The sequence below is a fragment of the Rhodoferax sp. WC2427 genome (assembly GCF_040822085.1).
Lineage (GTDB): Bacteria > Pseudomonadota > Gammaproteobacteria > Burkholderiales > Burkholderiaceae_C > Rhodoferax_B.
In genome coordinates, this window is sequence record NZ_CP162006.1 from 564,549 (window position 1) to 590,685 (window position 26,137).

At 59.4% G+C, this 26,137-nt stretch carries 18 protein-coding genes, 4 tRNA genes and 2 pseudogenes; 3 read left to right on the forward strand and 21 right to left on the reverse strand.

Annotated elements, in window-relative coordinates:
* Positions 1 to 2 precede the first annotated feature (2 nt).
* From AB3G31_RS02695 to AB3G31_RS02795, 21 genes and pseudogenes are all read right to left on the reverse strand, one after another.
* Positions 3 to 563: a LemA family protein gene (locus tag AB3G31_RS02695; RefSeq protein ID WP_367848688.1), complete on the reverse strand. Its 561-nt coding sequence runs from the start codon at positions 561 to 563 to the stop codon at positions 3 to 5.
* A 134-nt stretch (positions 564 to 697) separates the two neighbouring features.
* On the reverse strand, positions 698 to 4,921 hold the full coding sequence (gene rpoC, locus AB3G31_RS02700) for a DNA-directed RNA polymerase subunit beta' (protein WP_367848689.1): 4,224 nt from the start codon (positions 4,919 to 4,921) through the stop codon (positions 698 to 700).
* A 26-nt stretch (positions 4,922 to 4,947) separates the two neighbouring features.
* Positions 4,948 to 9,061 (reverse strand): annotated as a pseudogene (gene rpoB / locus AB3G31_RS02705) (DNA-directed RNA polymerase subunit beta).
* A 266-nt stretch (positions 9,062 to 9,327) separates the two neighbouring features.
* Positions 9,328 to 9,699, reverse strand: coding sequence for a 50S ribosomal protein L7/L12 (gene rplL / locus AB3G31_RS02710; RefSeq protein ID WP_348113705.1), 372 nt, complete (start codon positions 9,697 to 9,699; stop codon positions 9,328 to 9,330).
* Positions 9,700 to 9,791: 92 nt separating this feature from the next.
* Positions 9,792 to 10,340: a 50S ribosomal protein L10 gene (rplJ, locus tag AB3G31_RS02715; RefSeq protein WP_367848690.1), complete on the reverse strand. Its 549-nt coding sequence runs from the start codon at positions 10,338 to 10,340 to the stop codon at positions 9,792 to 9,794.
* A 235-nt stretch (positions 10,341 to 10,575) separates the two neighbouring features.
* Positions 10,576 to 11,271, reverse strand: coding sequence for a 50S ribosomal protein L1 (rplA, locus tag AB3G31_RS02720; RefSeq protein WP_367848691.1), 696 nt, complete (start codon positions 11,269 to 11,271; stop codon positions 10,576 to 10,578).
* A complete protein-coding gene (gene rplK / locus AB3G31_RS02725) occupies positions 11,272 to 11,703 on the reverse strand; it encodes a 50S ribosomal protein L11 (protein ID WP_315228776.1) in 432 nt (143 codons plus the stop codon).
* A gap of 142 nt (positions 11,704 to 11,845) precedes the next feature.
* Complete coding sequence (gene nusG, locus AB3G31_RS02730; RefSeq protein ID WP_295960174.1) at positions 11,846 to 12,433, reverse strand: transcription termination/antitermination protein NusG; 588 nt, start codon at positions 12,431 to 12,433, stop codon at positions 11,846 to 11,848.
* A complete protein-coding gene (gene secE, locus AB3G31_RS02735) occupies positions 12,433 to 12,816 on the reverse strand; it encodes a preprotein translocase subunit SecE (protein WP_367848692.1) in 384 nt (127 codons plus the stop codon). The genes nusG and secE overlap by 1 nt, the downstream gene beginning before the upstream one ends.
* 109 nt (positions 12,817 to 12,925) lie before the next feature.
* Positions 12,926 to 13,001 (reverse strand) — tRNA-Trp (locus AB3G31_RS02740).
* A 6-nt stretch (positions 13,002 to 13,007) separates the two neighbouring features.
* On the reverse strand, positions 13,008 to 14,198 hold the full coding sequence (gene tuf, locus AB3G31_RS02745; protein WP_367848423.1) for an elongation factor Tu: 1,191 nt from the start codon (positions 14,196 to 14,198) through the stop codon (positions 13,008 to 13,010).
* An 88-nt stretch (positions 14,199 to 14,286) separates the two neighbouring features.
* Positions 14,287 to 14,361 (reverse strand) — tRNA-Thr (locus AB3G31_RS02750).
* A gap of 65 nt (positions 14,362 to 14,426) precedes the next feature.
* Positions 14,427 to 14,500: transfer RNA gene (locus AB3G31_RS02755), tRNA-Gly, on the reverse strand.
* A gap of 98 nt (positions 14,501 to 14,598) precedes the next feature.
* Positions 14,599 to 14,684: transfer RNA gene (locus AB3G31_RS02760), tRNA-Tyr, on the reverse strand.
* 127 nt (positions 14,685 to 14,811) lie between these two features.
* Positions 14,812 to 15,552: a uracil-DNA glycosylase gene (locus AB3G31_RS02765; protein ID WP_367848693.1), complete on the reverse strand. Its 741-nt coding sequence runs from the start codon at positions 15,550 to 15,552 to the stop codon at positions 14,812 to 14,814.
* 10 nt (positions 15,553 to 15,562) lie between these two features.
* Entirely contained in the window at positions 15,563 to 16,357 is a 795-nt protein-coding gene (gene trpC / locus AB3G31_RS02770) for an indole-3-glycerol phosphate synthase TrpC (RefSeq protein WP_367848694.1), read from the reverse strand.
* 54 nt (positions 16,358 to 16,411) lie between these two features.
* Complete coding sequence (locus tag AB3G31_RS02775) at positions 16,412 to 17,167, reverse strand: transglycosylase domain-containing protein (RefSeq protein WP_367848695.1); 756 nt, start codon at positions 17,165 to 17,167, stop codon at positions 16,412 to 16,414.
* A gap of 4 nt (positions 17,168 to 17,171) precedes the next feature.
* A complete protein-coding gene (gene aroE, locus AB3G31_RS02780; protein ID WP_367848696.1) occupies positions 17,172 to 17,996 on the reverse strand; it encodes a shikimate dehydrogenase in 825 nt (274 codons plus the stop codon).
* Positions 17,997 to 18,034: 38 nt separating this feature from the next.
* A complete protein-coding gene (locus tag AB3G31_RS02785) occupies positions 18,035 to 18,901 on the reverse strand; it encodes an energy transducer TonB (RefSeq protein WP_367848697.1) in 867 nt (288 codons plus the stop codon).
* Positions 18,898 to 20,964, reverse strand: a pseudogene (locus tag AB3G31_RS02790) (ribonuclease catalytic domain-containing protein). The gene AB3G31_RS02785 and the pseudogene AB3G31_RS02790 overlap by 4 nt, the downstream one beginning before the upstream one ends.
* A 31-nt stretch (positions 20,965 to 20,995) precedes the next feature.
* Entirely contained in the window at positions 20,996 to 21,610 is a 615-nt protein-coding gene (locus AB3G31_RS02795) for a YqiA/YcfP family alpha/beta fold hydrolase (RefSeq protein ID WP_367848698.1), read from the reverse strand.
* Between the two features lie 112 nt (positions 21,611 to 21,722).
* On the opposite strand from AB3G31_RS02795, the gene AB3G31_RS02800 reads away from it, so the two are divergent.
* The 3 genes from AB3G31_RS02800 (at position 21,723) to tldD (ending at position 26,022) form a co-directional block, all read left to right on the forward strand.
* The gene (locus AB3G31_RS02800; RefSeq protein ID WP_367848699.1) at positions 21,723 to 23,297 is read left to right on the forward strand and encodes a GGDEF domain-containing protein; all 1,575 of its coding nucleotides are present in this window, start codon (positions 21,723 to 21,725) and stop codon (positions 23,295 to 23,297) included.
* Positions 23,298 to 23,333: 36 nt separating this feature from the next.
* Positions 23,334 to 24,488 carry a rod shape-determining protein RodA gene (rodA, locus tag AB3G31_RS02805; RefSeq protein WP_367848700.1) on the forward strand — a complete coding sequence of 385 codons (1,155 nt, stop codon included), beginning with the start codon at positions 23,334 to 23,336 and terminating at the stop codon, positions 24,486 to 24,488.
* 61 nt (positions 24,489 to 24,549) lie between these two features.
* Positions 24,550 to 26,022, forward strand: a complete 1,473-nt coding sequence (gene tldD / locus AB3G31_RS02810; RefSeq protein ID WP_367848701.1) for a metalloprotease TldD — start codon at positions 24,550 to 24,552, stop codon at positions 26,020 to 26,022.
* The last annotated feature ends 115 nt before the right edge of the window (positions 26,023 to 26,137 follow it).

Here is a 26,137-nt window from a genome sequence, read left to right on the forward strand (position 1 = left end):
ATTCAGGGGTCGGTAGGAAGTGATGTTGCAGTGCGAAAGCCGAACAGCCAGGCCAGCAGCATGGCGGGAAATTGGTTGATGGCGGCGTTGTAGCTGTGGACGGCCTGTGCAAAGCTCTGGGCGGCCGGGCGGATCTGTTGGCGCGCCTCATTCCATTGGGCTTGCGCAGTATCGGGCAAAACAGGCCCGGTGCCGGTAGCTCCTTCGGTCGCAACCCGCAACCAGGCCATTTGCAGCACCGTGTCGGCCGCCGCCAAAGCGTTGATAGCGGCACCATCCAACGGTCGGCTGCGTGCCACCGCCAACGAGGCGGAAAACTGGGCCTGGGCACCTTGCAGTCCCGCCCATGCTTGTGTGGGCGCTATGAACGCGGTGTCTGCAGGGCTCACCGGGATGGCAGAACCGAACTGCACGATTTCAGCATAGCGCTGCATGGGCGTGGCCAGAGCGGAGAAGCTGCGCAAAGCAAGAGAACGTAGCCGCACCAGCCGGTTATAGGCGCCCACCGACCAGAACAGCAATACCGCAGCCAAGCTCCACCACAGAAAGGATTCGGAGATCACAGGTAATCTTGTAGAAAGCGATTTGCCCCATGGGGCACACATAAAAAAACACCCCAAGTCCACCAGCGATGGACTTGGGGTGCCTGTGTCACCTAAGGAGTTTATGTGACATGACGCAGCGCTCGCGGCCTGCGTTATTCGTGGGCCGAGCCTTCATTGGCTTCCGACATCGACGTGGCCTCCTGCGCATCCGCCAGTTCTGCAGCTTCAGACTCAGCGATAGCGCGGCGCTCGGCGTCGTCCATCAGGTCCTTGGCCAGGCGGGCTTGGTGGTAAGCCATGCCGGTACCAGCGGGGATCAGACGGCCAACGATCACGTTTTCCTTCAGACCACGCAACTCGTCGCGTTTGCCCATGATGGCAGCTTCGGTCAACACACGCGTGGTTTCCTGGAAGGACGCTGCGGAGATGAAGCTGTCGGTGGACAGCGATGCCTTGGTGATACCCAGCAACAGGTTGGTAAAGACAGCGGGGATCTTGCCTTCGGCGCGTAAAGCGTCGTTGGTGTCGAGCATTTCGCTGCGTTCGACCTGTTCGCCATTGATGTAACCGGAGTCACCGGCGTTCTCTACCACCACACGGCGAAGCATCTGGCGCACGATCACTTCAATATGCTTGTCGTTGATCTTCACGCCTTGCAAGCGGTACACGTCCTGCACTTCGTCCACGATGTAGCGGGCCAGTTCTTCCATGCCCAGCAAGCGCAAGATGTCTTGTGGGTCGGCCGGGCCGTCCACAATGTTTTCGCCCTTGTTGACCACTTGGCCTTCGTGCACCAGGATGCTCTTTTCCTTGGGAATCAGTTCGTCCCAGACCGTACCTTCGGGGTCGGTGATCTGCAGGCGAACCTTGCCCTTGGTTTCCTTGCCGAACGACACGGTACCGGTCATTTCGGCCAGCATGCCCTTGTCTTTCGGCGTACGGGCTTCAAACAGCTCTGCCACCCGTGGCAAACCGCCGGTAATGTCGCGCGTCTTCTGGCCTTCGATCGGGATACGGGCCAATACTTCGCCGCGGCCTACGTCCTGGCCGTCGCGCACCTGGATCAGTGCACCGATAGGGAAGCCAATGGTCACCGAGTGGTCGGTGCCAGTGATCTTCACTTCGTTGCCGTTCGCGTCGATCAGCTTGACCTGCGGACGGATCACCTTTGCTGCGCCACGGCGCTTCGGATCAATGACCACCATGGTGGACAAGCCGGTGACTTCGTCCACCTGGCGAGCAACCGTCAGGCCTTCTTCCACGTTCTCGAATTTGCTCATACCCGCAAACTCGGTAATGATGGGACGGGTCAACGGATCCCAGTTTGCCAGGATAGTGCCGGCCTTGACCACCTGGTCGGCCGTGACCGACAGGATGGCACCGTAAGGCACCTTATGGCGTTCACGTTCGCGGCCATGCTCAGTGATGATAATTTCACCCGAACGGGCAATCACGACCAGCTCGTTCTTGCTATTGGACACATAGCGCATCGTGGCGTTGAAGCCGATCGTGCCGTTGGACTTGGCTTCGACGCTGGAGGCAATGGCGGCGCGGGATGCCGCACCACCAATGTGGAAAGTCCGCATCGTCAGCTGGGTACCGGGTTCGCCGATGGACTGGGCAGCAATCACACCCACAGCCTCGCCACCGTTGATCAAACCACCACGGCCCAGATCGCGGCCATAGCACTTGGCGCAGATGCCGAAGCGGGTGGCGCAGGTCAGTGCCGTACGCACCTTGACTTCGTCCACACCAGCGACTTCCAGGATGTCGATGGCATCTTCGTCCAGCATGGCACCGGCAATGGCCAGCACCGAGCGGTCTTCGGGGTGCAGCACGTCTTCGGCTGCAGTACGACCCAGGATGCGGTCGCGCAGCGATTCGATGACTTCACCGCCTTCGACGATGGCGCGCATCAGGTAACCATTGGCGGTGCCGCAGTCTTGCTCGGTCACAACCAAGTCTTGTGTCACGTCCACCAGACGGCGGGTCAGGTAGCCCGAGTTGGCCGTCTTCAAAGCCGTATCCGCGAGACCCTTACGGGCACCGTGGGTGGAAATGAAGTACTCCAACACGTTCAGACCTTCGCGGAAGTTGGCGGTAATGGGGGTTTCAATGATCGAGCCGTCTGGCTTGGCCATCAAACCGCGCATGCCAGCCACCTGGCGAATCTGGGCTGCGGAGCCGCGGGCACCGGAGTCGGCCATCATGTAGATGGAATTGAACGACTCCTGCTCGACTTCCTTGCCATGGCGATCGATGGTCTTCTCTTTGGAGAGCTGGGCCATCATTACCTTGGAGACTTCGTCACCGGCTTTGCCCCAGATGTCCACCACCTTGTTGTAGCGCTCGCCCGAGGTCACCAGACCCGACACATACTGGTTGGCGATTTCTTTGACTTCCTTTTCAGCCCGGGCAATGATGCCGTGCTTTTCCTGCGGCACCAGCATGTCGTCGATGCAGATCGAAATACCGGCCTTGGTGGCCAGACGGAAGCCGTTTTGAAGCAGCTTGTCGGCGAACACCACGGTCTCTTTCAAGCCGCACTTGCGGAACGACACATTGATCAGCTTGGAGATTTCCTTCTTCTTCAACGCCTTATTGATGTTGGAGAAGGGCAGACCCTTGGGCAGGATTTCCGACAGCAGGGCCCGGCCTGCGGTGGTTTCCCACAGCTTGGTCGATGGCTCGAACTCGCCCGTTTCCTTGTTCTTGGTGTACTCGGTCAATCGCACGTTGATGCGGGCGGTGAGTTCAACCTCACCCGCGTCGAATGCGCGCTGTACTTCGCCGGTGTCCGAAAAAATCAGACCTTCGCCTTTGCCGTTGATACGGTCGCGGGTCGTGTAGTACAGACCCAGCACCACGTCTTGCGACGGCACGATGGAAGGCTCGCCGTTGGCAGGGAACAAGATGTTGTTCGAAGCCAGCATCAGGGTGCGGGCTTCCATCTGCGCTTCAACCGACAGCGGTACGTGGACGGCCATTTGGTCACCGTCAAAGTCGGCGTTGAATGCCGAGCAGACGAGCGGATGCAGCTGGATGGCCTTGCCTTCGATCAGAATCGGCTCAAAAGCCTGGATGCCCAAACGGTGCAGCGTAGGTGCACGGTTCAGCATCACCGGGTGCTCTTTAATCACCTCTTCCAGAATGTCCCAGACTACCGGCGTGCCGGATTCAACTTCTTTTTTCGCCGCCTTGATGGTGGTGGCGATGCCCATGGCTTCCAGGCGCGAGAAGATGAAAGGTTTGAACAATTCCAACGCCATCAGCTTGGGCAAACCGCACTGGTGCAGCTTGAGCGTTGGGCCCACCACAATGACCGAACGGCCAGAGTAATCGACGCGCTTGCCCAGCAAATTCTGGCGGAAACGACCGCTCTTGCCCTTGATCATGTCGGCCAAGGACTTGAGTGCACGCTTGTTGGCACCCGTCATCGCTTTGCCGCGGCGGCCGTTGTCCAGCAGCGAATCGACCGCTTCCTGCAGCATGCGCTTTTCGTTGCGAGCAATGATTTCTGGAGCCTTCAACTCGAGCAAACGGCGCAGACGGCTGTTGCGGTTGATGACGCGGCGGTACAGGTCGTTCAGATCGGAGGTGGCGAAACGGCCGCCATCCAGCGGCACCAGCGGACGCAAATCCGGTGGCAGCACGGGCAGTACGTTCAGCACCATCCATTCGGGCTTGATACCCGACTTCTTGAACGCTTCCAGCAGCTTAAGTCGCTTGGAATTCTTCTTGATCTTGACTTCGGAGCCAGTCAGGTCACCGCGCAGACGCTCGATCGATGCATCGATTTCGATGGCTTCCAGCAGGTCCTTGATACCTTCCGCGCCCATCTTGGCCACGAATTCGTCACCGTACTCTTTGGTCTTGGCGTCAAAGTCGTCTTCCGACATGATCGCGAATTTCTTCAGCGGGGTCATGCCAGGGTCGGTGACCACATAGGCTTCAAAGTACAGCACGCGTTCAATATCGCGCAGGGTCATGTCGAGCACCAGGCCCAGACGCGACGGCAGCGATTTCAGGAACCAGATGTGGGCGCAAGGCGCGGCCAGATCGATATGGCCCATGCGTTCGCGGCGCACTTTGGTCTGCGTGACTTCAACGCCGCACTTTTCGCAGATCACACCGCGGTGCTTTAGGCGCTTGTACTTGCCGCACAGGCATTCGTAGTCTTTGATAGGGCCAAAAATCTTGGCACAAAACAGGCCATCCCGCTCGGGCTTGAAGGTGCGGTAGTTGATGGTTTCCGGCTTTTTCACTTCACCGAAAGACCATGACCGAATTTTTTCGGGGGAGGCCATGCCGATCCGAATCGCATCGAAATGCGAATCGGGCGTGAACTGCTTGAACAGGTCGAGTAATGATTTCATGTGTTAAATCCTTTTCTTGTCCGCAATTAGCTACGCTCGAGCTCGATGTCCAGGCCCAAGGAACGGATTTCCTTGACCAGCACGTTGAACGATTCGGGCATGCCCGCTTCGATGGCATGCTCGCCCTTGACAATGCTTTCGTACACCTTGGTACGTCCCACCACGTCATCTGATTTGACCGTGAGCATTTCTTGCAGCGTGTACGAAGCGCCATAAGCTTCAAGCGCCCACACTTCCATCTCACCGAAGCGCTGCCCACCAAACTGGGCTTTACCGCCCAGTGGCTGTTGGGTCACCAAGCTATAAGGTCCGGTAGAGCGGGCATGCATTTTGTCGTCCACCAAATGGTGCAACTTCAAGAAGTGCATATAGCCAATCGTTGTTGGACGCTCAAACGGCTCACCTGAACGGCCGTCAAACAAATGGGCTTGGGTACGCGTTGCGTTCAATCCCTTGTGCTTTGCGACGTTCTCTGGGTATGCCAGCTGGAGCATGCCCCGAATCTCTTCTTCCGAAGCGCCATCAAACACCGGCGTTGCAAAAGTGACCCCTTGGGCCATATTGGCCGCCATGTTGAACACTTCGTCGTCGGTGAGCTGGCTCAGATCTTCTTTACGGCCCGAGCCGTTATAGAACGAGTCCATGAAGCTGCGGACTTCGGCCACTTTAGCCTCAGCTTGCAGCATGTCGCCAATGCGTTGGCCGATGCCCTTGGCCGCCCAGCCCAAGTGGACTTCCAACACCTGGCCTACGTTCATCCGCGAAGGAACGCCCAATGGGTTCAAACAGATATCGCAGGGAGTGCCGTCAGCCATGTAAGGCATATCTTCGACCGGAACGATCTTGGATACCACACCCTTGTTGCCGTGGCGACCGGCCATCTTGTCACCAGGTTGCAAGCGGCGTTTGACGGCCAGGTACACCTTGACCATCTTCAGCACACCGGCGGGCAACTCATCACCTTGCGTCAGTTTCTTGCGCTTTTCTTCAAAAGCCAGGTCGAAGCTGTGGCGGGTTTGCTCCAGCGAGTTCTTGATGGATTCCAGTTGGGTGGCGACTTCGTCATCGGCAGGGCGGATGTCAAACCAGTGGAATTTCTCCACAGAAGACAAATAGGCCTTGTCTAGCTTGGTGCCCTTGGCCAGCTTTTGTGGGCCGCCATTGGCGACCTTGCCGGTCAACAGCTTCTCGATACGGTCAAATGCATCGGCTTCCACAATCCGCAGCTGGTCATTCAGATCCAGGCGGAAGCGTTTGAGCTCATCGTCAATGATCTGCTGCGCACGCTTGTCGCGCACGATGCCTTCACGGGTGAAGACTTGCACGTCGATCACCGTACCTTGCGAGCCTTGGTCCACGCGCAGCGATGTGTCCTTCACATCGCTAGCCTTTTCACCAAAGATTGCACGCAGCAGTTTTTCTTCGGGCGTCAGCGTGGTCTCACCCTTGGGTGTGACCTTGCCCACCAGCGTATCGCCGGGTTGCACTTCTGCACCCACGTAGATGATGCCGGACTCGTCGAGGCGGTTGAGTTGCTGTTCGCTCAGGTTGGGAATATCGCGGGTAATCTCTTCGGCACCAAGCTTGGTGTCGCGGGCCATCACCACCAGTTCCTCGATGTGAATCGAGGTGTAGCGGTCATCTGCCACGACGCGTTCGCTGATCAAAATCGAATCTTCGAAGTTGTAGCCGTTCCAAGGCATGAAGGCGATCAGCATGTTCTGCCCGATCGCAATTTCACCGAAATCGGTGGATGCACCATCGGCGATCACATCGCCCTTGGCCAGACGGTCGCCCTTTTTGACGATGGGGCGCTGGTGGATGTTGGTGTTCTGGTTGGAACGCTGGTACTTGATGAGGTTGTAGATGTCCACACCCACTTCACCGGCGGCCGCTTCAGCATCGTTGACGCGAATCACGATGCGGGTCGCATCGACGTAGTCCACCAAACCACCACGGGTGGCGGTTACCACGGTGCCAGAGTCCACGGCGGCTACGCGCTCGATTCCGGTACCCACCAATGGCTTTTCGGGGCGCAGCACAGGCACGGCTTGGCGTGACATATTCGCACCCATCAATGCGCGGTTTGCATCATCGTGTTCCAGAAAGGGAACGAGCGAAGCTGCCACCGACACGATCTGGGCTGGGGACACATCCATGTACTGGACACGCTCGGCACCCACCAGAATGGATTCGCCTTTTTCGCGGGCGGACACCAGATCGCCGGACAGCTTGCCGTCCTTGTCCAGCGCAGCATTGGCCTGGGCGATGACGTACTTGCCTTCTTCGATAGCCGACAGGTAGTCGATTTCTTTGGTGATCTTGCTGTCAATCACTCGACGGTAAGGCGTTTCGATGAAACCGTATTCGTTCAAGCGGGCATACAAGGCCAAGGAGTTGATCAGTCCGATGTTTGGACCTTCTGGCGTCTCAATCGGGCATACCCGACCGTAATGGGTCACGTGCACGTCGCGGACTTCAAAGCCGGCACGTTCGCGGGTCAAACCGCCCGGGCCAAGGGCCGACACGCGGCGCTTGTGGGTGATTTCTGCCAGAGGATTGGTCTGGTCCATGAACTGCGAAAGCTGCGATGCACCGAAGAACTCTTTGAGCGCTGCAGAAATGGGCTTGCTATTGATCAGGTCGTGCGGCATGAGTGGCTCTTGCTCGGCCTGGCCCAGACGTTCTTTGACGGCCTTTTCAATCCGTGCCAAACCGGCACGGTATTGGTTTTCTGCCAGTTCGCCAACGCAACGTACACGGCGATTTCCCAAATGGTCGATGTCATCGACCTCACCACGGCCATTGCGGAGATCCACCAGGATTTTGACCACGGACAAGATGTCTTCGTTGGTCAACACCATGGGACCGGTGGACTCGTCGCGGCCCATCTTGGCGTTGAACTTCATCCGGCCCACGCGCGAGAGATCGTACGTGTCGGGGTTGTAGAACAGGCGCTGGAAAAGTGCTTGCACAGCATCTTCTGTCGGTGGCTCGCCAGGGCGCATCATGCGGTAGATGGCGACGCGCGCAGCGAATTCATCCACAGTCTCATCGCTACGCAAGGTTTGCGAAATGTACGCACCTTGGTCGAGTTCGTTGGTGTAGATGCATTGCAAGTCTTGCACGCCTGCAGTGCGCAATTTCTTGAGCAGCAGTTCGGTCAGCTCTTCGTTGGCCTTGGCAATGATTTCACCGGTGTCACCGTCGACGATGTTCTTCGCTACGACGCGGCCAACCAGGAAGTCTTCGGGCACGCTGATGTGGGTGGTGCCGGATTGTTCCAGATCCCGGGTGTGGCGGGCGGTGATACGCTTGTCTTTGGCTACTGCAACCTTGCCGTTCTTGTCCGTGATGTCAAAGCGCGCGACTTCGCCGCGCAGACGCTCTGCCACAAACTCCATTTGCGCGCCGCTGTCCATCAGGCGAAAGTTATCGTTGACGAAAAAATTCGCCAAGATGGATTCTGGTGTCAGGCCAATGGCCTTGAGCAGAATGGTGACCGGCATTTTGCGCCGGCGGTCTACGCGGAAATACAGCACATCTTTGGGATCGAACTCGAAATCGAGCCACGAACCGCGATAGGGAATCACACGGGCAGAAAATAGCAACTTGCCCGAGCTATGGGTTTTTCCCTTGTCGTGTTCGAAAAATACGCCCGGGAGAGCGGTGCAATTGCGAAACGATCACGCGCTCGGTGCCGTTGATGATGAAGGAGCCCTTTTCCGTCATGAGCGGTACTTCGCCCATATAGACTTCTTGTTCTTTTACTTCCTTGACAACCTTGGACTGCGATGTCGAAGACTCGCGGTCGTAAATGATCAGCTGCACCTTGGCGCGCACAGCGGAGGCAAATGTCAGGCCCCGAGTCTGGCATTCGCGTACATCAAAAGCTGGCTTGGCGAGGTTGTACTCCACGTACTTCATCTCGACAAAACCATTGTGCGAGACGATCGGGAAGGCGGCATCAAATGCGGCTTGCAAACCTTCCACCGTGCGTTTTTGAGGCGCGAGATCTGCTTGCAAAAATGCGGTGTACGCATCTTTTTGCATCTGCAACAGGTAGGGGACTTCGAGCACGCTGTCGCGGCTGCCAAAATTTTTACGAATGCGTTTGCGTTCGGTGTACGTATAAGCCATGAGATCTCCGGGGGCAAGGACTTGGGAATCCTGGGGGGCCTGTCAACTGTCGTGTTGCACATCATGCGCAACGAACTTGGCGGTTGGCCACTACCAACCATGGCGGACGATTGCGCATTGCACGCAATCCGAACCAAGGCATCTTCTGCAGTCGGGGCCAGAAGACACTGAAAAGGAGGTAATGCGACCTGCTTTTCAGTGTGCTCTTACAAGCACGAAAGGCTGGGAGCTCCTTTAGGAGTTCCCAGCCCTCGTTTGCGATTGAATTACTTCAGTTCGACTTTAGCGCCAGCATCAACCAGCTTCTTCATGGCTGCATCAGCATCAGCCTTGGAGATGCCTTCCTTGACTGCCTTAGGAGCACCGTCCACCAGGTCCTTGGCTTCTTTCAAGCCCAGGCCGGTGATTTCGCGAACTGCCTTAATGACCGACACCTTTTGGGCGCCAGCTTCAACCAGAACGACGTTGAATTCCGTCTTTTCTTCGGCAGCGGCGGCAGGGCCAGCAGCAGCGGCAGGGCCAGCCATTGCAGCTGCGCTTACGCCAAATTTCTCTTCGATGGCTTTCACCAGGTCGTTGAGTTCCAGGACCGTCATGCTGTCAAGCGCGGTCAAAAATGCGTCTTTATCGAATGCCATTTTGATTTCCAGTTTTTTCAGTTGGGGACAGACCGAGCATATGCAAGCGACTGTCCAACAAAGTTTTTGTCAATACCGACCGTAACCTGTGGTTACGCCGGAGCAACTTCGGCAGCCGCTTCCGGGGCCGCTTCGGCTGCTGGTTCGGTAGAACCTGCGCCCTTTTGTGTCGCCAATGCGGCCAGCACACGTGCCGTACGCGAAATCGGGGACTGCATCAAGCCCAGCAACTGCGCCAACAAAACTTCCTTGGAAGGGATGCTTGCCAGTTGCTTAACGCCGTTCACGTCCAGAACTTTTCCACCGAATGCGCCACCGCGAATCACCAACTTGTCGTTGGTTTTCGAGAATTCAGCTACTACCTTGGCAGCAGCTACGGCATCCACAGAAAAGCCATAGATCAGCGGACCGGTCATCTGGTCGGACACGATTTCAAAAGCACTGCCTGCGACAGCACGGCGGGCCAAGGTGTTTTTCAACACGCTTAAGGTCACGCCATTGCTACGCGCTGCTGAGCGCAATTTGGTCATGTCAGCGACCGTGATACCACGGTATTCCGCCATCACGAGCGTTTGAGCTTTAGCGGCGAGGCTGGTCACATCGGTAATGACCGCTTCTTTCTCACTGCGATTAAGACTCAAGGTCTACTCCTTAAAATGTGTTGTCCGGCTCACGGCCATTCAACACGCCACTTTGCAGCGACCAACTGTTTCGGGAAACTTATTCCATCTGCAGCGGGATCGCCATCTGCGTTGGTTTTCACTGATTAAGTGCAGACAAGCTGCACACCAACGGTCTTGGATGGCTCGCTAAAGTTTTGAGACTCCAGCGACCCACCACGTTAAAGCCTCATGATCGAAGCTTCAAATTTTGCAATTACGCTGCGATGGTTTGCGTATCGACGCGAACGCCCACACCCATCGTGCTCGAAACCGCGACTTTACGTAAATACAGACCTTTGCTCGAAGCGGGCTTGGCTTTGGCCAAGGCATCGATCAAGGCTGCCAAGTTGCCTTGCAACTTGTCAGAGTCGAACGAGCGACGACCAATCGTGCTGTGCACGATACCGGCCTTGTCCACACGGAACTGCACCTGACCTGCTTTGGCGTTCTTAACAGCCGTAGCAACATCGGGAGTGACCGTGCCAACTTTTGGGTTAGGCATCAGGCCGCGCGGGCCCAGAATCTGACCCAAAGTACCCACAACGCGCATGGCGTCGGGAGCGGCGATCACGATGTCAAATGGCATATCGCCTGCTTTGATCATGGCTGCCAGATCGTCCATGCCGACGATGTCTGCACCAGCGGCCTTGGCTTCTTCAGCCTTGGCACCTTGGGCAAATACCGCAACACGCTTGGTCTTGCCGGTGCCGTTAGGCAATACGACAGCGCCACGGACCACTTGGTCCGACTTCTTAGCATCGATACCGAGCTGCACAGCCACGTCGATGGACTCATCGAACTTGGCGTTGGCGCACTCTTTAATGATTACCAAGGCATCAGCCAATGGATACAGCTTGTTGCTGTCAATCTTGCCAGCAAAGGCTTTCTGTTTTTTGGTCAGCTTGGACATTTACACGCCCTCCACATTCACACCCATAGACCGGGCAGTACCAGCAATCGTACGGACGGCAGCATCCAGATCGGCGGCCGTCATGTCTTTCATCTTGGTCTTTGCAATTTCTTCGAGCTGGGCACGGGTGATCTTGCCGACTTTCGCGCTGTGCGGTGTCGAAGAACCCTTGTCGAGCTTGATGGCTTTCTTGATCAAAACGGTCGCTGGAGGCGTTTTGATAATGAAGGTAAAGCTTTTATCTGCAAATGCAGTGATCACCACTGGCAATGGCAGACCTGGCTCAACACCTTGGGTCTGCGCATTGAATGCCTTGCAGAACTCCATGATGTTCAAACCACGTTGACCCAATGCAGGGCCGATCGGGGGGGATGGATTGGCTTTACCGGCTGGTACTTGCAGCTTGATAAACCCGACGATTTTTTTCGCCATTATTAGCTCCTTGCGGGTCTTAACGCTTGCGTCTGCCGACATTGGCGGACGTTTGCTCCCCGGGGTTGCGACTCACTGACAACATCCACGCTGAGTCGAAAAACGTGGAATTTACTCAATATAGAAATTAGGTCTTTAAGACTTATGTCTTTTCGATCTGGCTAAATTCCAGCTCGACAGGTGTGGCGCGGCCAAAAATAGTGACCGAAACACGCACTTTGCTTTTTTCGTAGTTCACTTCTTCTACAGAGCCATTGAAGTCTGTAAATGGACCTTCTTTAACCCGGACAAATTCGCCCACCAAGAATTCAACCTTATGGCGCGGCTTGTCGGTGCCTTCTTGCATTTGGCTCACGATTTTCTGCACTTCTGCTTCTGAAATCGGAGCAGGGCGATTCTTTGCGCCACCTACAAATCCGGTGACCTTATTGGTGTGCTTCACCAAATGCCAGGACTCATCGTCCATCACCATTTCGACAAACACATAGCCAGGGAAAAGACGACGCTCGGTTGTCTTGCGTTGGCCATTTTTGATTTCAACAACTTCTTCGGTAGGCACCAGGATGCGGGCAAATTTTTGCTGCATGCCGGACTGAAGAATCCGTTCGGTAATATTGCGCTCGACTGCTTTTTCCATTCCGGAATAAGCGTGCACGATGTACCAACGCAAATCAGGATTCACAGGAGTCGCCGACGGTTCCGCCGCGCTCATTTCTACAACATCAGTCATTACTTTTTCCAGCCCAGAATCAAGTCATAAAAAACCCATTCCAGCGTCTTGTCAGTGAGCCAGAGGAACAAGGCCATAAGTACTACGAAGCCGAAGACGTACAAAGTCATCTGTGTGGCTTCCTTGCGTGTGGGCCAAACAACTTTTTTGACTTCACGCCAGGCATCTCGACCAAAAGCGACCAGTTGCTTGCCGGGCTCGGAGGACAAAAACACCACGACTGCTGCGGCTACGCCCACAATCAAGGCCGCCCATTGGGCAATCTGCCCTTGCTTGCTCAGCAGATAAAAGGCGGCTAACGCACCCACCACCAAAACAGCAGACAAACCCAATTTGGCTTTGTCTGCGTTGGTGTTGATCGTCTCAACTTGTGAAGTGGCCATTTTTGGCGGTTTCCTGCTTCAAATACATGGTGTCTCTTGAGACACAGAAGCCCGTCAGGTCATGACGGGCTTGTTTGGACTAACTATGTGCCACCTTGAACTTATCAGGTGGCAGGGGCGGAAGGAATCGAACCATCAACCTTCGGTTTTGGAGACCGACGCTCTGCCAATTGAGCTACGCCCCTACAAAATTAAGCAATGATCTTGGCAACCACACCGGCGCCGACGGTCTTGCCGCCTTCGCGGATAGCGAAGCGCAGACCTTCTTCCATGGCGATGGGGTTGATCAGCTTGACGGTGATCGACACGTTATCGCCAGGCATGACCATTTCCTTGCCTTCTGGCAACTCGATCGCACCGGTCACGTCCGTGGTACGGAAGTAGAACTGGGGACGGTAGTTGTTGAAGAAAGGTGTGTGGCGGCCGCCTTCGTCTTTGCTCAGCACGTAGATTTCGGAGGTGAAATGCGTGTGTGGCTTGATCGAGTTGGGCTTGCACAGCACTTGGCCGCGCTGCACGTCTTCACGCTTGGTGCCGCGCAGCAAGATGCCGACGTTGTCGCCAGCCTGGCCTTGGTCCAGCAGCTTGCGGAACATTTCCACGCCGGTGCAGGTGGTCTTCTGGGTCACGGTGATACCGACGATTTCGATTTCTTCACCGACCTTGACGATACCGCGCTCCACGCGACCGGTCACCACGGTACCGCGGCCAGAGATCGAGAACACGTCTTCCACGGGCATCAGGAATGCGCCGTCAACTGCACGCTCAGGCATGGGGATGTAGGTGTCGAGTGCTTCGGCCAGCTTGATGATGGCTTCTTCGCCCAGGGGACCCTTGTCGCCTTCCATGGCCAGCTTCGCCGAACCGTGGATGATGGGGGTGGTGTCGCCAGGGAAATCGTATTTGTCGAGCAGCTCGCGCACTTCCATTTCAACGAGTTCGAGCAGTTCGGCGTCGTCGACCATGTCGCACTTGTTCAGGAACACGATGATGTAAGGCACGCCCACCTGGCGGGCCAACAGGATGTGTTCGCGGGTCTGGGGCATGGGGCCGTCAGCAGCCGAGCACACCAGAATCGCGCCGTCCATCTGGGCCGCACCCGTGATCATGTTCTTCACATAGTCAGCGTGGCCTGGGCAGTCGACGTGGGCGTAATGGCGGTTGGCGGTTTCGTATTCGACGTGGGCGGTATTAATGGTAATACCGCGCGCTTTTTCTTCGGGCGCTGCGTCGATCTGGTCGTACGCCTTGGCTTGGCCGCCGAACTTGGCTGCCAGCACGGTGGTGATGGCGGCGGTCAGCGTGGTTTTGCCATGGTCAACGTGGCCGATCGTGCCCACATTGACGTGGGGCTTGGTACGTGTGAACTTTTCTTTTCCCATTTTTCAACTCTCCAAGGAGCTCCGAAAAAAATAAACCAAATTTACCCAACCATCGGCACCTACTGGATTCGGCGCACTTTCAAAATACTGGTGCCCATTCCGGGAATCGGACCCGGGACCTCTCCCTTACCAAGGGAGTGCTCTGCCACTGAGCCAAATGGGCACTTGTTACATTGCTGCGGAAGACCCGAAGCAACACAACCTAAACTTGCTACTGACAAACGCCTTTGGAGCGGGAGACGGGAATCGAACCCGCGTCATTAGCTTGGAAGGCTAGGGTTCTACCATTGAACTACTCCCGCATTCTGGTGCCGAGGCACCCGAGGCGAAACATTCACGCCAAACCCAAAACCCGCTTGTCAATACTTTCAAAAACTGGCTGTCATTGCTGACGTTTCGCTGGTGGAGAGGGCTGGATTCGAACCAGCGTACTCGTAAGAGGGCAGATTTACAGTCTGCTGCCATTAACCACTCGGCCACCTCTCCGGCGAAGCCTTAAATTATAGCACAGAGTTTTTTGCTCAGTGCCTAGGCTGTACGTTAACAGCTTTTGATCATACCGCGTAATGGTGGCACTTGCCTTCGCGGTGGTGAAAATTTCCTACGTCGCGGGTTAGGCCGTACGGGACCAGTCGATGGCGGTAGCGCCTGACCGGGCCAGGAAGTCGTTGGCACGTTGGAAGTGCCTGTTTCCTATGAACGGGTTGGGTGGGCGCAATGCCGAGAGCGGGGAGGGATGGTTGGACTGCAGCACCAGAATGCTGCGGCCATGGGCCGCAGCGACTTGCTGAATCAACGGCGCTTTGCTCTGGGCATGGGCCCCCCACAGCAGGTAGGCGCACACCGGAGCGGTTTGTGCGACCTGCATGACGACCGCGTCCGTCAAGGATTCCCAGCCGCGTTTGGCGTGGCTGGCGGGGAGTCCGTCCTCGACGGTTAGACAGGTGTTGAGCAGCAACACGCCTTGTTCGGCCCAGCCCACCAGCGACCCACCCTGGGCGCGCGCTGGCATGCCTTCTTGCTGGAGTTCTTTGAAGATGTTGCGTAGCGAGGGGGGCGGCTGGATGCCGGGCGCCACGGAAAACGCCAGCCCCTCAGCCTGACCGGGGCCGTGGTAGGGGTCTTGGCCCAGGATGACAACCTTGACCGTGCCCAGCGGCGTGAGGGCCAAGGCGCGTAATGGCTGAGGGGGGTAAATCGTAACTTTTTGCGCCAGGCGCTGGTTCAGAAACTGGCTGAGTCGTTGGCCATGCGCCGAAGCCAGAAAGTCCGCCGCGCATGGCTGCCAGTCGGGTGCAACACTGGCGACAAGCGGTGGCCAGCCTTGCAGGCAGTCCGCTTGAAAAAGAGCCATGGCGGGTGTTTTACGGAGTGGCAAACAGGCTGGCCAGCGCCACGCCGGGGTCGGCGGCCCGCATGAAGGCTTCGCCGACCAGGAACGCGTGGATGTTGGCGTCCCGCATGCGCTGCACATCGGCCGTGGTCAGGATGCCGCTTTCGGTGACCAGAAGACGGTCCACGGGCACATCTTTTTGCAGCGCCAGTGTGGTGTCCAGGCTGACTTCGAAGGTGCGCAGGTTGCGGTTGTTGATGCCGATCAGCGGGGTTTTGAGTTTCAGGCCGCGTTGCAACTCGGCGGCATCGTGCACTTCCACCAGTACCGCCATGTCCAGTGAATGGGCGATGGCCTCCAGCTCGACCATGTGGCTATCCTCCAGGGCCGCGGCGATCAGCAGGATGCAGTCGGCACCCATGGCCCGCGACTCATAGACCTGGTAGGCGTCGACGATGAAGTCTTTGCGCAACACTGGCAGCTGGCAGGAGGCGCGTGCCTGTTTCAGGTAGTCCACCTGGCCTTGGAAGAACTGTTTGTCGGTAAGTACTGACAAACAGGCTGCGCCGTATTCGGCATAGCTTTGGGCGATGTCGGCGGGAATGAAATCGGCGCGCAGCACACCTTTGGAGGGGCTGGCTTTTTTGATCTCGGCGATGACGGCAGCCTGTCCGGCGGCGATTTTCTTGCGCATGGCGCCTACAAAATCGCGGGTGAGTACGCGGGATTCCGCGTCGGCGCGCATGTCTGCGAGGGAGGTGCGGCGCATCGCGGTGGCGATTTCGGTGCGCTTGACTGTGATGATTTGTTCGAGGATGTCAGACATGGAGGGGCTCAGGCGGTTTCGGCAGGAATGCCCCTGCATTATCCATCTCGCCCATCAAGGTAGCTCGGCGCTGGGCATGCGGGCCACGATGGTGGCGGCGCGGCTGCCCAGGTAGCCGGAATTGGGCAGTTTTTCGAAATACTTGGGCCGGGGCAGCATCACGGCTAGCCGGGCGGCCTCGAACGCGCTGAGGCGGGACGCGGGTTTGCGGAAGTAATGCTGGGCGGCCGCCTCGGCACCGAACACGCCTTCGCCCCATTCCACGTTGTTCAGGTAGATCTCGAGGATGCGCTGCTTGCCCAGCAGGTGCTCCAGCAGCATGGTCAGCACGAATTCCTGGCCCTTGCGCAGCAGCGTGCGTTCGCCCGACAGCAGCAGGTTTTTCGCCAGCTGCTGGGTGATGGTGGAGCCGCCGATGACTTTGGGTGGTTTGACCGGCTTGGCCGGGGCGGTCGCCTTGGCTTTGGCGGGCGCGGCCAGTTTGGCGGCGCGTTCCTGGGCTTTTTCGTTCTTGTCCCAGGCTTTTTCCAGGGCTTCCCAGTCCACACCGTCGTGGTTGGAGAAGCTGCTGTCTTCCGAGGCGATGACGGCGCGTTTGAGGTTGTCCGAAATCTGGCTGTAGGGCACCCATTCCTGCCGCCAGCGCAACGGGGTGTCGGCACCGGTCAGCAGCCGCCAGGCTTCCGAGCGTTCAAACGCCGTGGATTGCGGCGCCAGCACCAGCATCAGGGCGATGCGGCCCACAAAAAACAGTTGCAGCGCCAGCGTGGCGAACGCCACCAGCACCAGCCAGCGCAGCATGGAACGCATGCTGTCAACCCAGGCTGGCGCGCAACTCGGCCAACACCTGTGCGGACGGGGGGCGCACGCCGCGCCAGAGCAAGAAGGCCTCTGCCGCCTGCTCGACGAGCATGCCCAGGCCGTCGCGCGGCGTGGCTTGGTGCGTGCGGGCCCAGTCCATGAAGCCCGCCGCTGCAGGTCCGTACATCATGTCCAGTGCCAGCGCACCGGGTTTGAGTACGCTGGGTGACACGGGCACGCCCGCACCGCTGAGGCTGCTGGCGGTGGCGTTGACCACGATGTCATACGGCATTTGCACTGCGGCCAGCTCGGCGCTGTCTACCTGCACGCCGTGTGACTGCGCCAGCGCTGCGTGGCGCGCCACCAGCGCTTCGGCTTTGCCCAGCGTGCGGTTGGCCACGGTGATGCGGCGGGCCTGGGCGGCGATCAGCGGACCCAGTACCCCGGCGGATGCACCCCCGGCACCGATCAGCAGCACGTCGCACCCGGCCAGGGCCACCCCGGCGTTGTTCTGGATGTCGTTGACCAGGCCGGCGCCGTCGGTGTTGTCGGCATGGATGCCGTCGGCGCGAAAATGCAGGAAATTGCTGGCCCCGGCCAGTTGGGCGCGCGGGGACTGGTGATTGGCCAGTTGGGCGGCCTCAAACTTGAAGGGCACGGTGATGTTGCAGCCCAGCCCGCCCTCGGCGCGAAAGGCGGCCACCGCCTGCGCAAAGCCATCCAGCGGCACCAGGCGCTTGTCGTACTGCAGGTTGTGGCCTGACAGGGCAAACCGGGCATGTATCCACGGCGACCGGCTGTGTTCTATCGGGTTGCCCATCACGCAATAGCGGTCCATACACGTACTTTCTGTGTCAAAAAAAGGAGGGGCGGGGGTCAGGGGGAAGTGCCGCCTTTGGTTTCCAGCGTCTGGTCGCGGGTGAAGCGAAAGCGCGACACCACCACCAGCTGGTCGACTTTAGCCCGCATCGCATCGCTGAACAGGCCAAACGGACCGGCATTGCGCACGATGGCCTCGGCCCGCCGGTCCAGCGTGCGGTTGCCCGAACTTTCGGCGATTTGGGTGGCCAGCACCTGGCCGTCGAAGTTGACGGTGACGATCATGGTCAGCGCGCCATAGAGTTTTTTGCCTGCCAGTTCGGGGAAGTTTTCGGTGCCCCGGTCTTCCACCCGGCGGCGCAGGTTGTCGTAGTACACCGCATACACCTCTTCGCGGGTGGCGGGGCTGACGTAGCGGCGCTTGGGGCGGGCGTTTTCCTGGTTGATGCGCCGTTCGATCTCGGCCAGCAGGTTGAGCAACTGGCGGCGTTTTTCTTCCTGCGCAGCGGCTTCGGGGGAGTTACTGGCCTTCTTGGGGTCTGGAATGGGCAGGCTCGCCAGCTGCTGGGTGACCTGCGCCAGCAGCATGGTTTGCTGCTGCTGCATCGCGTCCATCTTGCGCTGCGTGGCCTCCATGGTTTCACCCAGATCGGTGATGGCCGAAGGCGGCAGCGGCGTGGTGGCGCGGCCCGCATTGGCCTCGCCGCCCCCGGCCAGCGATGCCTGGGCGATGGCCGTGGCGCGCTCGGGCGGGGTGGTGGACTTGGCGTTGACCAAAATCACCTCCAGCGGCGTGTCCTGGAACACCCGATTGAAGGACTCGGGGTCGATGAAGCGCAGCGTCAGCAGCACCGCGTGCAGGGTGATGGACACCCCGAGTGCGATCTGCAGGGCGGTGAAGTTGCGTAGGAAGCGCCAGGTCACGGTGCGGGTTCGACGGCGGATGCGGCGGCGGCTTCGGGCTCGTCCATATCGACGGCGATGGCGATCGGCCCGGCGGCGGTGTCGTCCTCGTCGTCTTCGGTTTCTTCTTCGGCGGCTGCGTCCGATGCCACTTCGACCGGCGTGTCCAGCCGCTCGACCACGGTACCGTGCACATCCAGGGTAATTTCGTCGATGTCGCCCAGCTTGACCCGCACCTTGGCGCCGCGTGGCGCATCGCCCATCACCGGCAGTACCAGCGGTAAATCGTCCGCGCGGACCATGCCGTCCTTGAAGACGGTGCCGACGATTTCGGTGATGCCGTTTTGCTGCAGGTACTTGAGCGTCCAGAAGCGCTCCATCGCGCCCTGGTAGCCGTTGTAGGTGGCGTAGGCCGCGTCAAACATCGAGATGATGGAGAACAGGTCGGCATCCTTGGGCTTGAACGGCGCGGCCAGGGCGGCGGTCTTGCCGTGCCGCGCGCAGGCGATGATCTGCCACTGGTTGACCAGGTCGGTGTAGCGGCGCAGGGGCGAGGTGCTCCAGGCATAGCTTTTCACCCCGATGCCCGCGTGCGGCAGCGCCTTGGTGCCCATGCGCACCTTCACGCCGGGCAGCAGGCTGGCCTGGCTGCGGTAGATGCCGGGCACACCGTTCTCGGCCATCCACTGGCCCCAGGTACTGTTGGCCAGGATCATGGCCTCGGCCACCATCAGGTCCAGGGGCGCGCCACGTTGGCGGGTGGTGATTTGCACCTGCTCGTCGCCCACCGGCTCGTCGGCGGTCTTGCCCAGCAGCTTGAAGTTGTAGTCGGGCCGGTTGAAGTTCTCGGGCTTGCCCCGCACCACTTCGCGCTGGGCTTTCAGGTGTTTCGCCAGTTTATACAAAAATGATAGCTGCTCACGCTCAATGGATAAGCGTGGAATGCCAATTTCATGCTCAAATCAGGGTTCTCCAGCCACTCTGCCGTGACCAGCGTATCGAGCTGGTCGTGGCGCAGATTGGCGGCAATGTGCACCCGCTCCAGCTTCGTCTCGGTGGCGGTGATCTCCAGCGTGGCCTCATCCAGCGTGGCGTACAGCGACACGGCGGGGCAGTCGCGGCCCTCTTGCAGGGTGTAGTTTTGCACCACCGCGTCGGGCAGCATGGTCAGCTTGTAGCCGGGCATGTAAACGGTGGACAGGCGGGCACGGCCCAACTGGTCGATGGCGCTGCCCGGCGTGATGGCCAGGCCGGGCGCGGCAATGTGGATGCCCAGCGTCACCGTGCCCGTACCCAGGCCCTGCACCGACAGCGCATCGTCGATTTCGGTGGTTTGCGAATCGTCGATGGAAAACGCCTGCGCGGTCGACAGCGGCAGGTCGTCGTTGATGAGCGGTGCGTCCAGGTTCTGGAAGCCCGTGCCCTTGGGGAAGTTTTCCAGCAAAAACCGCCGCCAGTGGAACTGGTAGGGCGAGTCGATGGCACCGGCGTGCTGCAGCAGTACCAGCGGCGCCTTGTGGGTGGCACGCGAGGCCTCCACCACGGCCTTGTATTCGGGGCCGTTTTTATCGGGTTTGAACAGTATTTTGTATAGCTGCTCACGCACAGCTGGCGGGCATGAGCCCTGGCTGAGCTCCTTCTGCCCAACGTGCAATTTGGATAGCAAGCTGCTGCTTCTTCTCGATGGCGGCCAGCGCCAGTTGCAGGATCTCGGCCGAGGCCTTGCGAAACCGCCCCTTGCCCGCGCGGCGGAAGTAATGCGGTGCGTCAAACAGGCGCAGCAGCATGGCGGTTTGCTGCTCCAGCGTAGCGTTAACGCTGAAATAGTCGCGCGCCAGGTCGGCAAAGCCAAAGTCTTCCTCGGGGGCGAACTCCCAGGCCATCTCCAGCTCGATGTCGGCGGCGACCAACTGGGCACCCTGCAACAAAATGGCGGGCGTGGGCTTGTCGAACTTCAGCAGCAGGTTGGCGGCCTTGACCTTGACCCGCTTGCCACTGTCGAGCTCGACCTGCGCGGAGGACTCCGCTTCGGACAAGATGCGTCCGGCCATGAATTTTCCGGCTTCTTCAAATAATGCAAACATGGGCTGAATTCTCCCATGCTGGGCGGCCTGTTTATTTGGGCGATGGGCCAGGCAATAGGTTGAGAAAGCGAAACACGCCGTCGATGTGCGCATCGAAGTCGCTCAGGGCGTGGTCGCCGCCCTCCAGCAGCGTGGGCTGGGCGCTGGCGTAGCGGGCCGCCATCTCGCGCCAGTCCAGCACCTCGTCGCCCTTGGCGATCAGCACCCGGTAGCGCTCGGGCGGGGGCTGGTTATGCAAGGTCAGGGCCTGCAATTCGCCGACGAAGGCGGGTTCAAAATAAAAGCGCTCCTGCGGGTTTTGCCAACTGGTTTGCTCACCGATGTACTGGGCCAGGTCCCGCGCCGGGTCTACCGCGGGGTTCAGCAGCACCGCTTTGCAGCCAGTGTGCTCGGCAATCCAGGTGGCGTAAAAACCGCCCAGCGACGAGCCCACCACGGCCATCGTCGTCCAGGGCCAGTCGGCAATGCCCTGGCGCAGCAGCGCGATGGCTTCCCGCGGCGAGGGCGGCAGCTGCGGGCACCACCAGGTTACTCCAGGGTGCTGTGCGTGCACACGGGCAGCCACCTGCTGCGCTTTGGCCGACTGCGGCGACGAGCGAAAGCCATGGAGATACAGCAGATGGGTAGCAAAATGGGGCGTAAGCATGCGAAGATGCTATCAAATCCGTATGCACTCGCGGCTTGGAAATAGCGGGTTGAGCCATTACGATAGCCGTTTTTGGGGGACACACGTCCCAACAGATTAACTACAGAGCTCCATGGCTGAACGATCCCCTGCCGAAATCGCCCGTGAAACCTTTAGGCTGCTCAGCGTCAAAAAGCTGGCCCCCACGCCTGAAAACTACCAGATTCTGTACCACGAGGTAGCGGGCACCATGGTGCCTGCGCACTTCCCGTTTGAGCGCTTGCGGCTGATTGCGGCAGCCTTGCCTGCAAAAAACCCCGGCCAGCAAAAACAGTGCGGTCTGCTCGAATCGGCCATCACCCAGCGCAGCTGGGACGGCGTACAAAATGCTTTGGTGGGCTATGCCGGATTTGGCATGCTCGGCGCGTCCTCCAGTGGTAACTCGGGTTTTGGAGAGAGTGGCTTTGGGGCTCCGGCCAGCGCAACAGGCTCGGCCAGCGGTCAAGGCAACCCGGCGCTGACCCCCGAGTTCATGGAGCAAATCGCCCGCCTGATCGACAACTCCTTGCCCGCCCTGGGTAACGATGATCCCCGATTTCTGGAGCAGGCCCGCGAGCTGTTGGGGTTTATCCGCCAGCCGGTGCCGGACCTGCCGCGCGCCAAAACCATGCTGGCCAATTTCACCCACCGGCTGTCGTTCACGGCCGAAGACCAGTTCGAGATCAAAAATGCCTTGCTGCAGTTGCTGCACCTGGTGTTCACCAATATTGGCGAGCTGTGCCTGGACGACCAATGGCTGCGCGGCCAGATTGATGCGCTGGTGCTGGCATCCACCCCGCCGCTGAGCCTGCGCCGCCTGGATGATGTGCAGCGGCGGCTGGTGGACGTGATTTCCAAGCAGTCCGAAGCCAAGGCCCGGGCTTTTGAGGCGCAGACGCAAATGCGCCAACTGCTGGCCGCATTTGTGGACCGGCTGTCGCTGATGGGCGAATCCAGCGGTGTGTACCACAGCAAAATTGAGGAGTGCGCGCGCAAGATCGAGCAGGTACAGACCATCGAAGAGCTCGGCCCGGTGCTGCAGTCCGCCCTCAGCGCGACCCGCAGCATGGCCTTGGACACGCAGAATTCGCGCGACCAGCTGCAGGCCATGCGTGCAAAAACCGAGCAGGCCGAGGCCGAAATCAGCAAGCTGCACCTGGAGCTGGACCGGGTCAGTGCCCAGGCTCGGCACGATCCGCTGACCGGCGCACTCAATCGGCGGGGCATGGACGAAGCTATCCAGCGTGAAATCGCCAACGCCCGGCGCAAGGGCACGCCGCTGTGCCTGGCGCTGTTGGACATCGACAACTTCAAAAAGCTCAACGACGACCTGGGCCACGAGGCCGGGGACGAGGCTCTGGCCCACCTGGCCACCGTCACCCGCGAATCCATGCGGCCCCAGGACACCCTGGCCCGCTACGGCGGCGAAGAATTTGTCATTGTGCTGCCCGACACCCTGCTCGATCTGGGCGTGGGGGCCCTCACCCGGCTGCAGCGCGAGCTGACCAAGAAGTTCTTTTTGCGCGACAACCAGAAGGTGCTGATCACCTTCAGTGCCGGGGTGGCGCAACTCGCCGAAAGCGAGTCGGGTACCGACTGCATCAAACGCGCCGACCAGGCCATGTACCTGGCCAAGCGCAACGGCAAGAACCGCGTCCTGGCGGGCTAGCCCAGACCAACCCCTTGCAGCCGCGATAATCGCGGGATGTCTGTTGTTTTTGAAAAACCCCCGCTGTGGCAGCGCATTGGGCCGCTGTTTCGCGGCTTTGACGGCCCTCTGGCATTTGCTGTTTTCATGCTGGTCTGCGCGGGCCTGCTGACCATGTATTCCTCGGGTTTCGACCACGGCACACGCTTTGTGGACCATGGCCGCAACATGCTCTTGGCGGGGACCATCCTGTTTGTGGTGGCGCAAATCCCGCCGCAGCGGCTGATGGCGTTTGCCGTGCCGCTCTATACCGTGGGCGTGGCCTTGCTGATCGCGGTGGCCATTTTTGGCGTGACCAAAAAAGGGGCCCGGCGCTGGCTCAACCTGGGCATCACCATCCAGCCCAGTGAAATTCTCAAAATTGCCATGCCGCTGATGCTGTCTTGGTGGTTCCAGCGGCGCGAAGGGCAGTTGCGGCCACTCGACTTTCTGGTCGGCGGCCTGTTGCTGGCGGTGCCGGTAGGGCTGATCGTCAAGCAACCGGACCTGGGCACCGCCATTTTGGTGATGACCACCGGCCTGTCGGTGCTGTTTTTTGCCGGTCTGAGCTGGAAACTCATCGTGCCACCGGTGCTGCTGGGGCTGGTGGCGATTGGCCTGGTGGTGTGGAACGAACCTGCGCTATGCGCCGACGGCGTGCGCTGGGTGGTGCTGCACGACTACCAGCAGCAGCGCATCTGCACCCTGATGGACCCCAGCCGCGACCCGCTAGGCAAAGGCTTTCACATCATCCAGGGCATGATCGCCATTGGCTCGGGCGGGGTGTTGGGCAAGGGCTTCATGCAGGGCACCCAGACCCACCTGGAATTCATTCCCGAGCGCACCACCGACTTTATTTTTGCGGCGTTTTCCGAAGAGTTTGGCCTGATCGGCAACCTGCTGCTGATTTCCGGCTTTCTGTTTCTGATATTGCGCGGCCTGGTGATCGCCATGGACGCGCCGACCCTGTTCTCGCGCCTGCTGGCGGGCAGCGTGACACTGATTTTCTTTACCTACGCCTTTGTCAATATGGGCATGGTCAGCGGCATCTTGCCAGTGGTCGGCGTGCCGCTGCCTTTTATCAGCTACGGCGGCACGGCCATGGTCACGCTGGGGTTGGGGCTGGGCATTCTGATGTCGATCGCCAAATCCCGCCGGCTGGTGCAGTCTTGACGCGGGCAGGGGGATCGGCGACAGCCCGGCGGGCCCTGTGATCCAAGCCTAAAATGGCCCGATGATCTCTCGCGAACCCACCCTCGAACGCCTCGCCATTGCCCAATCGCTCTTGCTGGAGCCTTTTGGCCTCACCCCCGCTCACCTGGGCCGGGCGCTAGCCGAAATCACCGCGCACAAAGTGGACGATGCCGACCTGTACTTCCAGTACACCCGCAGCGAGGGCTGGAGCCTGGAGGAGGGCATCGTCAAAACCGGCTCCTTCAGCATTGACCAGGGCGTGGGCGTTCGCGCAGTAAGTGGCGAGAAAACCGCCTTTGCCTACTCTGACGACATCTCCGAAGCGGCGCTGCTTGACGCGGCACGCACTGTGCGGTCCATTTCGGCTGCTGCGCAGAACAGACGGGCGAAAGTAGCTACACAAAAAGTAGCAAAAAGCCGCAGCCTGTACCTGGGCGTAGACCCCATCGCCACGCTGGACAGCACCGCCAAAGTCAAGCTGCTGGAACGGGTGGAAAAGCTGGCCCGTGCCAAAGACCCGCGTGTGGCGCAGGTCATGGCCGGTTTGGCGGCTGAATATGACGTGGTGATGGTTGCCCGTGCCGACGGCACCCTGGCCGCCGACGTGCGCCCGCTGGTGCGTTTGAGCGTCACAGTGATCGCCGAGGCCACCGTCAAAGGCGTGGTGCGCCGCGAAATGGGTTCGGGCGGCGGTGGCGGGCGTTTCGGCCTGGCCTACTTCGACGATGCCATGCTCAATGAATACGTGGATGCGGCCGTGCACGCCGCCTTGACCAACCTCGAATCCCGCCCCGCCCCGGCCGGTGTGATGACCGTAGTGCTGGGTTCCGGCTGGCCCGGCATCCTGCTGCACGAAGCCATCGGCCACGGGCTGGAAGGCGACTTCAACCGCAAGGGCTCCAGCGCCTTCAGTGGCCGCATCGGCCAGCGCGTGGCCGCCAAGGGCGTGACCGTGCTGGACGACGGCACCCTCAGCGACCGCCGTGGCTCGCTGAATGTGGACGACGAAGGCTGTGCCAGCCAACGCAATGTGCTGATCGAAGACGGCATCCTGAAAGGCTACATCCAGGATGCCATGAATGCCCGCCTGATGGGTGTCAAGCCCACTGGCAATGGCCGCCGCGAGAGCTACGCCCACATCCCCATGCCGCGCATGACCAACACCTACATGCTGGGTGGCGACAAAGACCCGCAGGAAATCATCGGCAGCATCAAAAAAGGCCTGTACGCCAGCAACTTTGGCGGTGGCCAGGTGGACATCACCTCGGGCAAGTTTGTGTTCTCGGCCAGCGAAGCCTACTGGGTGGAAAACGGCAAGATCCAGTACCCGGTCAAGGGCGCGACCATCGTGGGCAGCGGCCCCGAGTGCCTGAAGAAGGTCAGCATGATCGGCAACGACATGAAGCTCGACCCCGGTGTCGGCACCTGCGGCAAAGAGGGCCAGAGCGTGCCGGTCGGCGTGGGGCAGCCCACCTTGCGCATCGACGGCCTGACGGTCGGCGGTACGGCCTGACTTTCTAGTTCGGTGCCTGTGGTACATTGAGCCGCTATGCATCAAAGCGTGTTTGCCTACTTTTACTTTTGGTTCTCGGTCCCCGGCGGATGAGAGGCTAAGTTGTAGACAAGCA